The sequence below is a fragment of the Pseudomonas sp. GW821-FHT04C07 genome, assembly GCF_059420325.1.
The window spans coordinates 42,098-54,893 of the sequence record NZ_JBWKTM010000021.1 but is presented as its reverse complement, the minus strand read 5'-3'; the positions used below and the strand labels follow the sequence as shown (position 1 = coordinate 54,893).

The window sequence follows — 12,796 nt, the reverse complement described above, 5'->3', positions numbered from 1 at the left end:
CATTCTGCTGGAGATGGCCGTTGAAAGCCCTCGACGAACTGACCTTCGACAATCGCTTTGCCCGCCTGGGCGACGCGTTCTCAACCGATGTACTGCCCGAGCCTATCGACAATCCGCGACTGGTGGTTGCCAGCGCGGCAGCCATGGAGTTGCTCGACCTCGACCCGGCGGTAGCCGAGACGCCGGTGTTCGCCGAGCTGTTCAGCGGCCACAAGCTCTGGGCCGAAGCCGAGCCACGGGCGATGGTCTATTCCGGGCATCAGTTCGGCTCCTACAACCCACAACTGGGGGACGGTCGCGGGCTGCTGTTGGGCGAGGTCTACAACGACGCCGGCGAGCATTGGGATCTGCACCTCAAGGGCGCCGGGCAAACGCCGTATTCGCGTATGGGCGATGGTCGAGCGGTGCTGCGTTCATCGATCCGCGAGTTTCTGGCCTCTGAAGCGCTGCATGCCCTGGGTATTCCCACTACCCGCGCGCTGTGTGTGATTGGCTCAAATACGCCCGTCTGGCGCGAGAAGCAGGAACGCGGGGCGATGGTGCTGCGCCTGGCGCCAAGTCACGTGCGCTTTGGGCATTTCGAATACTTTTACTACACCAAAAAACCCGAGCAGCAGAAGCAGCTCGGCGAGCATGTGTTGGCGATGCATTTTCCTGAGTGCCTGGAGCAACCCGAGCCGTACCTGGCGATGTTCCGCGAGATCGTCGAGCGCAATGCCGAGCTGATCGCCAAATGGCAGGCCTATGGCTTCTGCCACGGCGTGATGAACACCGACAACATGTCGATCCTCGGGATCACCTTCGACTTCGGCCCTTTTGCCTTCCTCGATGACTTCGACGCCCACTTCATCTGCAACCATTCCGATGATCAGGGCCGCTACTCCTTCAGTAATCAGGTGCCCATCGGTCAATGGAACCTCAGCGCGCTGGCGCAAGCCCTGACGCCGTTCATCAGCGTCGAGGCCCTGCGCGAAACCCTTGGCCTGTACTTTCCGCTGTACCAGGCCCACTACCTGGACCTGATGCGCCGCCGTCTCGGATTGACCAGCGCCGAAGACGACGATCAGAAGCTCGTCGAAGGTTTGCTGCAATTGATGCAAAACAGCGGCATCGACTACAACCTGTTCTTCCGTCGACTGGGTAATGAGACCGCCGAACAGGCCGTCGCCCGCCTGCGTGACGACTTCATCGATCTCAAAGGTTTCGACGCCTGGGCCGAGCGCTATACAGCCCGCGTCGCCCGTGAAGGTGCCGATGATCAAGCGCGGCGCCGCAGCCGCATGCACGCGGTCAACCCGCTCTACATCCTGCGCAACTATCTGGCGCAAAAAGCTATCGAAGCGGCTGAAAGCGGTAATTACGAAGAGGTGCGGCGTCTACATACGGTGCTGAGCAACCCGTTCGAAGAACAACCGGGAATGGAAAACTATGCAGAGCGCCCGCCCGAGTGGGGCAAGCATCTGGAGATCAGTTGTTCGTCGTGAGAATGGATTCAGTCTTGAGGGTCAATTGCACTGACAACTCGCGAAACGATGTCCATCATCGTCACATCGTCGAGACGTTCGATAAACTTGGCAGAACCCTCTCGGACTCGTTGTTCGATATCAAAACTGCGCACCTGATTACACACCACTACGCCATTGGTTTCGTGCCCGGTGACAACCACCGCCAAACCTGAGTTTCGGCTGAAGCTACCGCCACTGGTCACCGGGACAGTCATACTCACACCCAAGGCATTGATCTCTCGCGGTGTTATCACAACAAAACGGTGGCGATTCATCATCTCTCGACCTGCCACCGGGTTCGGATCAATCCAGTAAACATCGCCTCGCTGCGGGGCCTGTCGACGAACCATCAGCCCAACTCCCGGCCAACCGGGTCGCCTTCACGAGCCCAGGCTGTTTTAGCGTTGAGCTCGGCGATTTCATCGGAACCCTCTAGCAGTTGAGCCAAGGTATAGCGCTTGCGCACTGGCTGTAAGACTGGCCGAGCGATCAACTCACCATCGACTACATTCAGCTCCAATTGCGCCCCCACCTCCAGATGCAGCAATTTCAATAAAGTCGGCGGGATGGTCATCACCGCAGCACCGCCTTGTCGGCGGATTTTGGAAGTCACGGACATAAGTGGACTCCGATCCAAAATAAGGTTGATATCGACGTCTCGATAAGTGCAACAAAAGTAGCACGCAGATGGGAGCAAAGCGAATTCCTCACTCAGTCACTTGAAAGTATTGAACGCTGTTCCCAGCCTAGATCCAGGTCGTAAACAGCCAACCTCAAATATGTGAACGCATGTGACCGCAAGGCAAAGCGGCGCTCAGCCATGATGCGCAACTTTTTGCGCAAAAGCCTGTGCATAACTCTGTTGATATCTCCTCGTGAACCTTGCAGCAAAAGGCTCTTGACCCGCTGCGCAGGAACTTGCGCGGTGGTGCGCAAGTTCCTGCGCAACTTTCTTCGTTAATCGTTGAGCAACGCTCGAAAAGCATCACAGATAATATTTATCTTATTGATTTATATAGATTATTTTTTAGTGGCATGGAGCTTGATAACTGTCAGGCGCCCACCGGGCGTTTTCGCCTCCCGGGCACCCTCAGTTATTCAAGCAAGGAGAGCATCCATGGCTACACCCGCGTACATGTCCATCACTGGTGAGAAACAAGGGCTGATCACCGCTGGCGCGTTCACCGCAGACTCCGTTGGCAACACTTATCAGGAAGGCCACGAAGACCAGGTGATGGTTCAGGGCTTCAGCCACGAAGTGATCATCCCGCGTGATCCACTGTCCGGCCAACCCACTGGTCAGCGCGTTCACAAGCCGGTATGCATCACCAAAGTCTTCGACAAGGCTTCGCCGCTGCTGCTGGCTGCGCTGACTTCGGGCGAGCGCCTGAGCGAGATCACTATCCACTGGTACCGCACTTCCGCTGCCGGCACCCAGGAGCACTACTACACCACCAAACTGGAAGACGCGATCATCGTCGACATCAAAGACTACATGCACAACTGCCAGGATCCGAACATGTCGCACTTCACCCACCAGGAAGACGTGCACTTCACTTACCGCAAAATCACCTGGACCCACGAAGTCTCTGGCACTTCCGGTTCCGATGACTGGCGTAGTCCGGTCGCTGGCTAGTCTGGCCGACCGTCGCACCGCATCGGCCAGCTCTGCTGGTCGATGTTGTTTGCAGCGCTCAACAGTTCAGAACCTCTGCATCCGGGCCAGGTCTGTTTCCTGCGCTCCCTGACCGCCCGCGCCTTGATAATTCCTGCCTGCGACTCCAGATAAGCGTCATTGCCTATTCTCCCGGAGACCGCTCATGTCCGATCCACTGCTGATCCCCTGCCCCCACTGTAACGGTCTCAACCGCATTCCCGCCGAACGCCTGAACGACAAACCCAAATGCGGTCGTTGCAAAGCCGAGGTATTGCTCCACAAGCCGTTCGAGTTGAAACAGGGCGATTACGCCAGTCAGATCAAAGGCGACTTGCCGTTGCTGGTGGATGTGTGGGCAGACTGGTGCGGGCCGTGCAAGTCGTTTGCGCCAGTGTTTGAACAGGCCGCAGGGCAGTTGGCGGGCAAGTGTCGCCTGGCCAAGCTGGACAGTGAGGCCAATCAGCAGTTGTCAGCGCAGTTGAGCATTCGCTCGATTCCCAGCCTGATCCTGTTCAAGAATGGCCAGGAAGTGGCGCGCCAGAGCGGGGCCTTCCCGTTGCAGCAGTTACTGGACTGGTTGCGCAGTCAGGGCATCTGACTGCTGGCCGTCAGGCGTTTTCCAGCAGGTTGTGCAGCTCGACGAACTGCTGAGTCAGTTTATGCCGTGGGTCAAGGTGGATCAGCGGCATGTTGGCCTGATGGGATTCGCGCATGCGCACTGAGCTGCCCAGGTACACCGGCAACACCGGCAGGCCTTCGCTGATCAGTTCGTCGAGCATCTGCTGCGGCAGGCTGGCGCGGGCCTGGAACTGGTTGACCACGATGCCTTCCACTTGCAGGCTTTCGTTGTGGTCATCCTTGAGCTCTTCGATTTCCGCCAGCAGGCCGTAGAGCGCCTGGCGCGAGAAGCTGTCGCAATCGAAGGGGATCAGCACGCGGTCGGCTGCGATCAATGCCGATACCGCGTAGAAGTTCAATGCAGGCGGGGTGTCCAGGTAGATCCGGTCGTAGTCCTCTGCCAACTCATCCAGCAGTTTGCGCAGTTTGTTGATCTTGTGTTTTGCCTCAAGCTTGGGTTGCAGGTCGGCCAGCTCAGCGGTCGCGGTGACCACATGCAGGTTGTCGAACGGGGTTTCGTAGATATCTACCTGGTTTTTCTTCGAAAACGGTCCGGAAGACAGGGTCTGCTTGAAGAAGTCGGCAATGCCCATGGGGATGTCGTTGCCGGTAAGCCCCGTGAGGTATTGAGTGGAGTTGGCCTGGGCATCGAGATCCACCAGCAGTGTCCGATAGCCTTCATGGGCACTCACCGCTGCCAGATTGCAGGCAATGCTTGATTTGCCTACACCACCTTTCTGATTGAACACCACGCGCCGCATGTCAAAACCTCCGTGTATCAAAGAATGACCGAGTGTAGTTGCCCACGCCTCTGCTTAGCTACCTCGCCGGTGGGAGATGTAGGAGCGAGCTTGCTCCGGGCGGCGCTCCGACGATGGACTCAAGGGCGACGCGTTTGTTCAGAAAACACGCGTTATCGTTAACGTCCATCGCGAGCGAGCTCGCTCCTACAGGCGCAGCTGCGAAAATCCGGCCGATGACCGAACGGCACTTTTTCCTGGAACATGTGTCAATTGACTTGAGCAAAATGTAACCAGCATTTGCTACAAGCCAGCTGTGCCGGGATAATGCGCGTCACTCGGCAATAGCGCCATGTAACGCCGGTCGCCCTTAGCGATCCATCGCGTCAAGGAAGCCCGCAGGGGCGGAATGAATGTCTGAGATCAACTTCAACATCGCCCAATGGCGCGCCTGGGCCCCTGGGCTCGAAAGCGTGGGCGACTGGCGGTCCTGGAGTCGACAACCGGTCGTGCGCGACAGCAGCGATGCCGCACCCGACGTCTCATTTCTCCCCGCGATGCAGCGCCGGCGCCTCAGTCGTCTGGCGCGGATGGCCTTCAGTGTTGGCTGGCCATTGGCCGAGGGCCGTGAACAGCTACCGTTGGTCTTTATTTCCCGCCATGGCGAAGCCCAGCGGACCCTCGACATTCTCATCGATCTGGCGACCGACCAGCCGTTGTCGCCGACCCAGTTCAGCCTCTCGGTACACAACGCGGTGATTGGCCTGTGGTCGATCATGCGCGGCGAAACCAGTGAAATGACCGCTCTCACCGCCACTGGCGATGGACTGGAACACGGCATGCTGGAGGCCGCCGCGCTGCTCAACGAAGGCGCACCGGCAGTGTTGCTGGTGATCACCGAAGAGCAGCCGCCCGAGGCCTATGCCACCTGGATTGATGACGTACCCTTCCCGTACGCCGTTGGCCTGTTGCTGACCCCGGGCAATGACTGGCAACTGTCACTGACCAGCGCCACCGGCAAATCGACCAAAGCCGACTGGCCCCATGCCCTGAATCTGTTGCGTATTCTGCTCAGTGAGCAGACCACCTGCCAACATGCCTGGAAGAACCGTGTATGGAACTGGCAACGCAATCAATAACCGCTAAAAAACGTGACGCCTATTACTGGCGCCTGCTGGCTACCGCCGCAAGTTTTACGCTGTTCGGCCTGGTCGGGTTATGTCTGCGGCTGGTGGTTTTCCCGCTGCTCAACCGCCTGCCGGGCGATGCTCAGGTGCATCGGCAACGGGCACGGCGCACCATTGGTTGGTTGTTCTGGTTTTTTATCCGCTTCATGGCCCGCGCCGGGGTTTTGACCTATGAGGTCGAAGGCGCGGAAAAACTCGGCCGTCCGGGACAAGTGATCATCGCCAACCACCCGTCGCTGATCGATGTGGTGTTTCTGATCGGCCTGGTGCGCAATGCCAACTGCGTGGTCAAGCAAAGTCTCTGGCAAAACCCCTTCACTCGGGCCCCCCTGCGTTCTACTGAATACATCAGCAATGATGGCAGCATGGACATGCTCGATGCCGCCGCGGATGCGCTGCAAAGCGGGCAAACGTTGATTATTTTCCCCGAGGGCACCCGCACCCGGCCCGGCCAGCCGCCGGCCTTTCATCGGGGCGCTGCGGCAATCGCCCTGCGCGGTGCGAGAATCGTGACCCCGGTGATTATCAAGGTCAGCCCGACCACGCTGACCAAAGCCGAACCCTGGTATCGCATCCCGTCACGCCGCGTACACTTCAGTTTCCGTGTCGGCGCCGATATAGACCCACAGACCTTTGCAACGCAGGGCCCGCCACCAAAGGCCTCGCGCAAGCTCAACGATTATCTGCACCACTACTTCATTCAGGAACTCGCCGAAGATGAGCGATCAGCAGCACGACCTTCACCTTGAAATCAAACTGTTGATCATCGACGCCCTGGGCCTCGAAGACATCAGCCCACAAGACATCGGCGACGAGCAGATTCTTTTCGGGGAGGGCCTGGGTCTTGACTCGGTAGACGCCCTCGAACTCGGCCTGGCAATCCAGAAAAAGTACGGCATCAAGATCGACGCCGACGCCAAGGACACCCGCAATCACTTCACCAACGTGGCGAGCCTTGCGGCGTTCGTCACCGCAAAACAGGCAGCTTGAGACCGGACCATGCAAACTCGTGACGACATTTTCAACACCCTGCGCGATGCCCTGGTCGAACTCTTCGAGCTGGAGCCGGCGCGTATCAGCCTTGACTCCAATCTGTATCAGGACCTGGAAATCGACAGCATCGACGCCGTTGACCTGATTGACCATATCAAACGCCAGACCGGCAAGAAAATCGCCGCCGAAGAGTTCAAGTCGGTGCGCACTGTCAGCGACGTGGTCGAGGCGGTCTACCGTCTGGTTCAACCGGCCGCATGAGCCGTTTGATCGGCCTTGGCCTGCTGCTGGCAGGCCTGCTGTACCCCCTCGCGGTGTATTACGGCATGGAGCATTTCGCGCCGTGGCAGTTCGGTCTGCTGCTGGGTGGCCTGTGGCTGGCCCGCGCGCTGACCGGCAAACGGCGTCCCGGCAGCCTGTGGGTGGCGGTTGTTGCAATGGTTTTTTGTCTGTTGCTGGCGCTGTTCGATAGCCCGCTGTTGCTGCGCTGGTACCCGGTGCTGATCACCAGTTTCATGCTGGCGCTGTTTGGCCTGAGTTTGAAATACGGACCGCCGATGGTTGAACGTCTGGCGCGCTTGAGCGAGCCGGAACTACCGGACAAGGTGATTCGCTATACCCGCCAGGTAACGATTGCCTGGAGTGTGTTTTTTCTCTGTAACGGTATGCTCGCCGCCGCCCTGACCCTCTGGGCGCCGCTGAGTTGGTGGGCGTTGTACACCGGCCTGATCTCCTACGGGTTGATGGGTTTGCTGTTCGCCATTGAATGGCTATTACGACAACGCGTACGAGGCCGCGCATGAATTGGATAAAACTTGAGCATTTATTGCTCAAGGCTCAGCCTGGGCGCGCCGTCACGGCTGACCCTGGATTGAATCACGTTGAGCTATGCGAGCAGGCGTTAAGCCTCGCTGCCGGCCTGCAAGCCCACGGTGTGCAGCGCATTGCCGTGTATCTGGAAGACGCCGGTGAACTGGCGATTGCCTTACTCGGTGCCTGGCGCGCCGGGGTCAGCGTGCTGTTACCCGCTGACCTGCAAGCCCAGACCCGCCAACGCTGGTCCAACGAGGTCGACCTGTGGCTGACCGATCAGGCGGACGACGTAGCGCTCAGCGATCTGTTTCAAGCCCCGTTGCCCGCCGCGGGGCTGGATCTGGACCGATGCCGCCTGAGCCTGTGCACGTCCGGCTCCAGCGGCGAGCCCAAGCGCATCGAAAAAAACCTGCGGCAACTGGCCAGCGAAGTCCAGGCCCTGGAGCAGCTGTGGGGCGCCGATCTGGGCCAGGCCTGCATCATTGGCAGCGTCGCCACCCAGCATATTTACGGTTTGCTGTTCCGTGTGCTCTGGCCACTGTGTGCCGGACGCCAGTTCGTGCGTAAACAACTGCCGTTCCCCGAAGACCTGCAGCGCGCCAGCCGTGAGCAACCGGCCTTCGCCTGGGTCGCCAGCCCGGCATTGCTCAAGCGCATGGGCGATAACCTTGACTGGCCGGCGCTGAGCGGTGTGCGACGAGTGTTTTCTTCCGGCGGAGCGTTGCCCGCCGAGGCCGCGCAACGCCTGCAGCAACGCTTGCAGCAATGGCCGACGGAAATTTTCGGCAGCTCGGAGACCGGCGGCATTGCCTGGCGTCAGGGCGACAGACTCTGGCAGCCGTTCGCCGATGTACAGCTGAGCCAGGACAGCGAAGGCGCGCTGCGCATTGCTTCGCCGTACCTGCCCGCAGGTCATGTCGAGCAGACCTCTGATGCCGCGCGAATCGCCGCCGACGGGCGCTTCGAACTGCTTGGGCGATTGGACCGGATCGTCAAGCTGGAAGAAAAACGTATCTCACTGCCAATGCTCGAACAGGCACTGGTCAACCACGAATGGGTCGCCGAAGCGCGTCTCGGTGTGGTTCAGGAGAACCGCGCGTTCCTTGGCGCCCTGTTGGTGCTGAGCGAACAAGGCCTGCATGCCCTGCGCAATCAGGGTCGACGCACCCTGACCCAGGAGCTGCGTCAACACCTGCACCAGCATTGCGAGGCCCTGGCCTTGCCACGGCGTTGGCGCTTGTTGCGACAACTGCCGCTGAACGCCCAAGGCAAGCTGCCGCAATCCGAGGTCGAAGCGCTGCTACTGGCCCCGCGCCCGAAAACGCCGGAAGTGCTGGAGCAAGTCGAGGCCCAGGGCGAGTGGAGCCTGCAACTGGCAGTCCCGCCGGACCTGGCCTGTTTCAGCGGCCATTTCCCACAAACGCCGGTGTTGCCGGGCGTGGTGCAAATCGATTGGGCGCTGAGCCTGGGTCAGCAGTTACTGCCGCTGCCGGGAAAATTCGCGGGGATGGAGGTGTTGAAGTTTCAGCAACTGGTCCGCCCAGGCGACCAGGTTCAGCTGCATCTGCGGTTCGACAGTGTGCGCGGCAAGCTGTATTTCGCTTATCGCAACGACACCGCGACCTGCTCCAGCGGCAGGATCCTGTTGGAGGCGGCACATGCATAACCCCTGCGCCATCATCCCGGTCTACAACCACGAAACCACTGTCCCTGCGGTGGTCGAGGCCCTGCTCGCCAACGGTCTGCCGTGCGTGTTGGTGGACGACGCCAGCAGCCCTGCCTGCGCAGCCGTGCTGGAGCAACTCTCCAGGCGCGACCAGATCTTCCTGGTCAAATTCACCGTCAACCAAGGCAAGGGCGCGGCGGTCATGGCCGGCTTTCGTGAAGCTTCGCGCCTGGGCTTCAGTCACGCCCTGCAAGTGGACGCCGATGGCCAACACGACCTGCACGATATCGAGACCTTCATCGACGCGTCACGCACGCACCCGCAAGCGCTGATTTGCGGATACCCGCAATACGACTCCAGTGTGCCAAAGGTCCGGTTATACGCACGTTACCTGACTCACATCTGCGTCTGGATCAACACCCTGTCGTTTCAGATTGTCGATTCCATGTGCGGTTTTCGCGTCTACCCATTGCCGCCGACGCTGGCCCTCATCAACTCGGTGAAGATCGGCGAGCGCATGGACTTCGACTCGGACATCATCGTGCGGCTGGCCTGGCGTAATCAGCCGATGCATTGGCTGCAAACCAAAGTCCATTACCCGCAGGACGGGATCTCGCATTTCCGTCTGTTCCACGACAACGCGTTGATCACGAGCATGCACACCCGGTTGTTCTTCGGGATGTTGTTGCGCGCGCCGATGATCCTTTGGCGACGGTGGCGGGCATGAGCATCAACCCCCACAAAGAGCACTGGGCCGAGCACAAGGAGCGCGGCAGTTTCTGGCTGATGAAGCTCTTCGCGTTCAGCGTCAAAATGTTGGGTCGTCGGGTGTTGAGCCCCGTGCTGCACGGTATCGTTTTGTACTTTTTTCTGTTCGGTCGCAGCGCCCGGCAAAGCGCATGGCAATACCAGCAACGCCTCGCCGACTGGAGTGGACGCACCGAATTGCGTCCAACCCACTCGCGGGTGTTCGGCCAGTTCATGGCCTTCACCGACTCCTTGCTCGACAAGCTCGACGTGTGGAACCGGAAGCTGCGCATCGAGCAAATCGAAATCGTCGACCCGGCGCTGCTGCGCAACCAGTTGCGCGGTGAGCGCGGGCAAATGCTGGTGGGCGCCCACCTGGGCAACCTTGAGGTTTGTCGCGCTCTGGCCGAATTGGGCGGGAAAGTGACGATGAACGTGCTGGTACACACCAAGCACGCTGAACGCTTCAACCGCCTGCTTGGCGAAGCCGGCGCTACCCATCTGCGGCTGATTCAGGTCAGCGAGCTGAACCCGGTGATCATGCTGCAACTTAACCAGCGGCTGGATCGCGGCGAGTGGCTGGCGATTGCCGGCGACCGCGTCCCATTACATGGCGGGCGCACTGTGCGAGTCGACTTCCTGGGTCATCCGGCGGCCTTTGCGCAAGGTCCGTGGCTGTTGGCCGGGCTGCTCAAGTGCCAGGTCAATCTGTTGTTTTGTCTCAAGAACAATGGGCGCTATCGGATAATCCTCGAGCCTTTCGCCGACGCCATACTGTGGAAACGCAGCGACCGCGAGCAAGTCATCGCCGGGTGGACTGCACGCTACGCCGAACGCCTGGGGCATTACTGCCTCGAAGCACCCCAACAATGGTTCAATTTTTACCCTTACTGGAAGACCGATGACGATGCATCCGCTTGAGCCGGTAACCTTCGGCGAACTCCCTTTGCGCATCGAAGACGTGCTGGCCCTGGCCAACCGTCAGGTGCCGACGCAGTTGCAAAGCGACCCTGAGTTCCGTCAGCGCATTGCCAAGGGCGCACAGTTCCTCGACTCCTTGCTGGACAAGGAAGGCGTGATCTACGGCGTCACCACTGGCTATGGCGATTCCTGCGTGGTTGCGGTGCCGTTGCACCACGTCGAGGCGTTGCCCCGTCATCTGTACACCTTCCACGGCTGCGGCCTGGGCAAAATGCTCGATGCTCAGGCCACTCGCGCAGTGCTGGCGGCACGTCTGCAGTCGCTGTGCCACGGTGTGTCCGGGGTTCGCGTGGAGCTGCTGGAACGTCTGCAAGCCTTCATCGATCAAGACATTCTGCCGCTGATTCCCGAAGAGGGTTCAGTGGGCGCCAGCGGTGATCTGACGCCGCTGTCTTATGTGGCCGCGACCTTGTCCGGCGAGCGTGAAGTGATGTTCCGAGGTGCACGCCGACAAGCCGCCGACGTACACCACGAACTCGGCTGGACCCCGTTGGTGCTGCGCCCCAAAGAAGCCCTGGCGCTGATGAACGGTACTGCCGTAATGACCGGCCTCGCCTGTCTGGCCTTCGCCCGTGCCGACTACCTGCTGCAACTGGCCACGCGCATCACCGCGCTGAACGTGGTTGCGCTGCAAGGCAATCCGGAGCATTTCGACGAGCGTCTGTTCGCCGCCAAACCGCACCCGGGGCAAATGCAGGTCGCCGCCTGGTTGCGCAAGGATCTGGCAATCGACGCGCCAACCGCGCCGCTGCATCGCCTGCAAGATCGCTACTCACTGCGCTGCGCACCCCACGTGCTCGGTGTGTTGGCCGACAGCCTGAACTGGCTGCGCTCGTTCATTGAAATCGAGCTCAACAGCGCCAATGACAATCCGATCATCGACGCTGAAGCCGAACGTGTGCTGCATGGTGGGCATTTCTACGGTGGGCATATCGCCTTCGCCATGGACAGTCTGAAAACCCTGGTGGCCAATGTCGCCGACCTGCTGGACCGACAACTCGCGCTGCTGGTGGACGTGCGTTACAACCACGGCTTACCGAGTAACCTGTCCGGCGCCAGCGCCGAGCGGGCGATGCTCAATCACGGCTTCAAAGCGGTGCAGATCGGCAGCAGCGCCTGGACTGCCGAAGCGCTGAAAAACACCATGCCGGCCAGCGTGTTCTCGCGCTCCACCGAATGCCATAACCAGGACAAAGTCAGCATGGGCACCATCGCCGCCCGCGACGCGATCCGTGTACTGGAGCTGACCGAACAAGTCGCCGCCGCCACCCTCCTGGCCGCCAACCAAGGCGTCTGGCTGCGCAGCCAGGCTGAAGATGCGCGACCATTGCCGCCGGCTCTGGCCCAGATGCACATCGATCTGGCCAAGGACTTCCCGCCGGTTATCGAGGACCGCGCGCTGGAAGCCGAACTGCGTCTGTGCCTGCAACGTATCGCCGAACAACACTGGAGGCTGCATGCGTAGCAAGGGAGTGATTCACGTCGATACGGAAATCCTCGTACCGTTCTTCGACATCGACACGATGGACGTGGTCTGGCACGGCCATTATGTCAAATACCTGGAAGTTGCCCGCTGCGCCCTGCTGGACAAAATCGGCCACAACTACACGCAAATGAAAGAGTCCGGCTACGCGTGGCCGGTGATCGACCTGCAACTGCGCTACGTGCGTGGCGCCATTTTCGGCCAGAAGCTCAACGTGCGCGCCAGCCTCGTGGAGTGGGAAAATCGCCTGAAGATCAACTACCTGATCAGCGACCTCGAAAGCGCCGAACGTCTGACCCGAGGCAGCTCCGTGCAGGTTGCAGTGGACATGGCCAGCAGCGAAATGCAGCTGGCATCGCCGCGAGTGTTTGTCGATGCGGTTGAAAAGGTGCTGCCATGAGCCTGT

Annotated in this window: 16 protein-coding genes; 13 read left to right on the top strand and 3 right to left on the bottom strand. The window is 60.0% G+C overall.

The features are described from left to right. Positions 1-20 precede the first annotated feature (20 nt). The gene (gene selO / locus AC07UI_RS27830; RefSeq protein ID WP_494995514.1) at positions 21-1,484 is read left to right on the top strand and encodes a protein adenylyltransferase SelO; all 1,464 of its coding nucleotides are present in this window, start codon (positions 21-23) and stop codon (positions 1,482-1,484) included. An 8-nt stretch (positions 1,485-1,492) separates the two neighbouring features. Here selO and mazF read toward each other — a convergent pair whose 3' ends face one another. Continuing rightward, entirely contained in the window at positions 1,493-1,855 is a 363-nt protein-coding gene (gene mazF, locus AC07UI_RS27825) for a type II toxin-antitoxin system toxin MazF (protein WP_494995513.1), read from the bottom strand. Beyond that, positions 1,855-2,124: a type II toxin-antitoxin system antitoxin MazE gene (gene mazE, locus AC07UI_RS27820; RefSeq protein WP_494995512.1), complete on the bottom strand. Its 270-nt coding sequence runs from the start codon at positions 2,122-2,124 to the stop codon at positions 1,855-1,857. The genes mazF and mazE overlap by 1 nt, the downstream gene beginning before the upstream one ends. A 498-nt stretch (positions 2,125-2,622) precedes the next feature. Here mazE and AC07UI_RS27815 point away from each other — a divergent pair, with 498 nt between their 5' ends. After that, complete coding sequence (locus tag AC07UI_RS27815; RefSeq protein ID WP_494995511.1) at positions 2,623-3,141, top strand: Hcp family type VI secretion system effector; 519 nt, start codon at positions 2,623-2,625, stop codon at positions 3,139-3,141. A 184-nt stretch (positions 3,142-3,325) separates the two neighbouring features. Further along, positions 3,326-3,760 carry a thioredoxin TrxC gene (gene trxC / locus AC07UI_RS27810; protein ID WP_494995510.1) on the top strand — a complete coding sequence of 145 codons (435 nt, stop codon included), beginning with the start codon at positions 3,326-3,328 and terminating at the stop codon, positions 3,758-3,760. A gap of 10 nt (positions 3,761-3,770) precedes the next feature. On the opposite strand, the gene AC07UI_RS27805 is transcribed toward trxC, so the two are convergent. Continuing rightward, positions 3,771-4,541, bottom strand: coding sequence for a ParA family protein (locus AC07UI_RS27805; RefSeq protein WP_494995509.1), 771 nt, complete (start codon positions 4,539-4,541; stop codon positions 3,771-3,773). Between the two features lie 392 nt (positions 4,542-4,933). Here AC07UI_RS27805 and AC07UI_RS27800 point away from each other — a divergent pair, with 392 nt between their 5' ends. Genes AC07UI_RS27800 through AC07UI_RS27755 form a run of 10 tightly spaced genes read left to right on the top strand, consistent with a single transcriptional unit; the run spans position 4,934 to position 12,790 of the window. After that, entirely contained in the window at positions 4,934-5,659 is a 726-nt protein-coding gene (locus tag AC07UI_RS27800) for a beta-ketoacyl synthase chain length factor (RefSeq protein ID WP_494995508.1), read from the top strand. Next, the gene (locus AC07UI_RS27795) at positions 5,635-6,456 is read left to right on the top strand and encodes a lysophospholipid acyltransferase family protein (protein ID WP_494995507.1); all 822 of its coding nucleotides are present in this window, start codon (positions 5,635-5,637) and stop codon (positions 6,454-6,456) included. Before AC07UI_RS27800 ends, AC07UI_RS27795 begins: the two co-directional genes overlap by 25 nt. Then, positions 6,425-6,697, top strand: a complete 273-nt coding sequence (locus AC07UI_RS27790) for a phosphopantetheine-binding protein (RefSeq protein ID WP_494995506.1) — start codon at positions 6,425-6,427, stop codon at positions 6,695-6,697. The genes AC07UI_RS27795 and AC07UI_RS27790 overlap by 32 nt, the downstream gene beginning before the upstream one ends. A gap of 9 nt (positions 6,698-6,706) precedes the next feature. Continuing rightward, positions 6,707-6,961 carry an acyl carrier protein gene (locus AC07UI_RS27785; protein ID WP_494995505.1) on the top strand — a complete coding sequence of 85 codons (255 nt, stop codon included), beginning with the start codon at positions 6,707-6,709 and terminating at the stop codon, positions 6,959-6,961. Further along, a complete protein-coding gene (locus AC07UI_RS27780; RefSeq protein WP_494995504.1) occupies positions 6,958-7,503 on the top strand; it encodes a COG4648 family protein in 546 nt (181 codons plus the stop codon). Before AC07UI_RS27785 ends, AC07UI_RS27780 begins: the two co-directional genes overlap by 4 nt. Continuing rightward, positions 7,500-9,179, top strand: coding sequence for an ApeI family dehydratase (locus AC07UI_RS27775; protein WP_494995503.1), 1,680 nt, complete (start codon positions 7,500-7,502; stop codon positions 9,177-9,179). The genes AC07UI_RS27780 and AC07UI_RS27775 overlap by 4 nt, the downstream gene beginning before the upstream one ends. Continuing rightward, positions 9,172-9,906: a glycosyltransferase family 2 protein gene (locus AC07UI_RS27770; protein WP_494995502.1), complete on the top strand. Its 735-nt coding sequence runs from the start codon at positions 9,172-9,174 to the stop codon at positions 9,904-9,906. Before AC07UI_RS27775 ends, AC07UI_RS27770 begins: the two co-directional genes overlap by 8 nt. Continuing rightward, positions 9,903-10,847 (top strand): lysophospholipid acyltransferase family protein, encoded by a 945-nt coding sequence (locus AC07UI_RS27765; RefSeq protein WP_494995501.1) that lies wholly within the window; start codon positions 9,903-9,905, stop codon positions 10,845-10,847. Before AC07UI_RS27770 ends, AC07UI_RS27765 begins: the two co-directional genes overlap by 4 nt. Continuing rightward, positions 10,828-12,372, top strand: coding sequence for an HAL/PAL/TAL family ammonia-lyase (locus tag AC07UI_RS27760; RefSeq protein ID WP_494995500.1), 1,545 nt, complete (start codon positions 10,828-10,830; stop codon positions 12,370-12,372). Before AC07UI_RS27765 ends, AC07UI_RS27760 begins: the two co-directional genes overlap by 20 nt. Beyond that, positions 12,365-12,790, top strand: coding sequence for an acyl-CoA thioesterase (locus tag AC07UI_RS27755; protein ID WP_494995499.1), 426 nt, complete (start codon positions 12,365-12,367; stop codon positions 12,788-12,790). Before AC07UI_RS27760 ends, AC07UI_RS27755 begins: the two co-directional genes overlap by 8 nt. The last annotated feature ends 6 nt before the right edge of the window (positions 12,791-12,796 follow it).

Excerpts from the sequence above, each read along its gene's own strand:
- AC07UI_RS27790 (WP_494995506.1), top strand. The coding sequence starts at position 6,425 with ATGAGCGATCAGCAGCACGACCTTCACCTTGAAATCAAACTGTTGATC.
- mazE (WP_494995512.1), bottom strand. The coding sequence starts at position 2,124 with ATGTCCGTGACTTCCAAAATCCGCCGACAAGGCGGTGCTGCGGTGATG.
- AC07UI_RS27770 (WP_494995502.1), top strand. The coding sequence starts at position 9,172 with ATGCATAACCCCTGCGCCATCATCCCGGTCTACAACCACGAAACCACT.
- AC07UI_RS27795 (WP_494995507.1), top strand. The coding sequence starts at position 5,635 with ATGGAACTGGCAACGCAATCAATAACCGCTAAAAAACGTGACGCCTAT.
- AC07UI_RS27765 (WP_494995501.1), top strand. The coding sequence starts at position 9,903 with ATGAGCATCAACCCCCACAAAGAGCACTGGGCCGAGCACAAGGAGCGC.
- trxC (WP_494995510.1), top strand. The coding sequence starts at position 3,326 with ATGTCCGATCCACTGCTGATCCCCTGCCCCCACTGTAACGGTCTCAAC.
- mazF (WP_494995513.1), bottom strand. The coding sequence starts at position 1,855 with ATGGTTCGTCGACAGGCCCCGCAGCGAGGCGATGTTTACTGGATTGAT.
- AC07UI_RS27800 (WP_494995508.1), top strand. The coding sequence starts at position 4,934 with ATGTCTGAGATCAACTTCAACATCGCCCAATGGCGCGCCTGGGCCCCT.
- AC07UI_RS27815 (WP_494995511.1), top strand. The coding sequence starts at position 2,623 with ATGGCTACACCCGCGTACATGTCCATCACTGGTGAGAAACAAGGGCTG.
- AC07UI_RS27755 (WP_494995499.1), top strand. The coding sequence starts at position 12,365 with ATGCGTAGCAAGGGAGTGATTCACGTCGATACGGAAATCCTCGTACCG.
- AC07UI_RS27785 (WP_494995505.1), top strand. The coding sequence starts at position 6,707 with ATGCAAACTCGTGACGACATTTTCAACACCCTGCGCGATGCCCTGGTC.
- AC07UI_RS27775 (WP_494995503.1), top strand. The coding sequence starts at position 7,500 with ATGAATTGGATAAAACTTGAGCATTTATTGCTCAAGGCTCAGCCTGGG.
- AC07UI_RS27760 (WP_494995500.1), top strand. The coding sequence starts at position 10,828 with ATGACGATGCATCCGCTTGAGCCGGTAACCTTCGGCGAACTCCCTTTG.
- AC07UI_RS27805 (WP_494995509.1), bottom strand. The coding sequence starts at position 4,541 with ATGCGGCGCGTGGTGTTCAATCAGAAAGGTGGTGTAGGCAAATCAAGC.
- AC07UI_RS27780 (WP_494995504.1), top strand. The coding sequence starts at position 6,958 with ATGAGCCGTTTGATCGGCCTTGGCCTGCTGCTGGCAGGCCTGCTGTAC.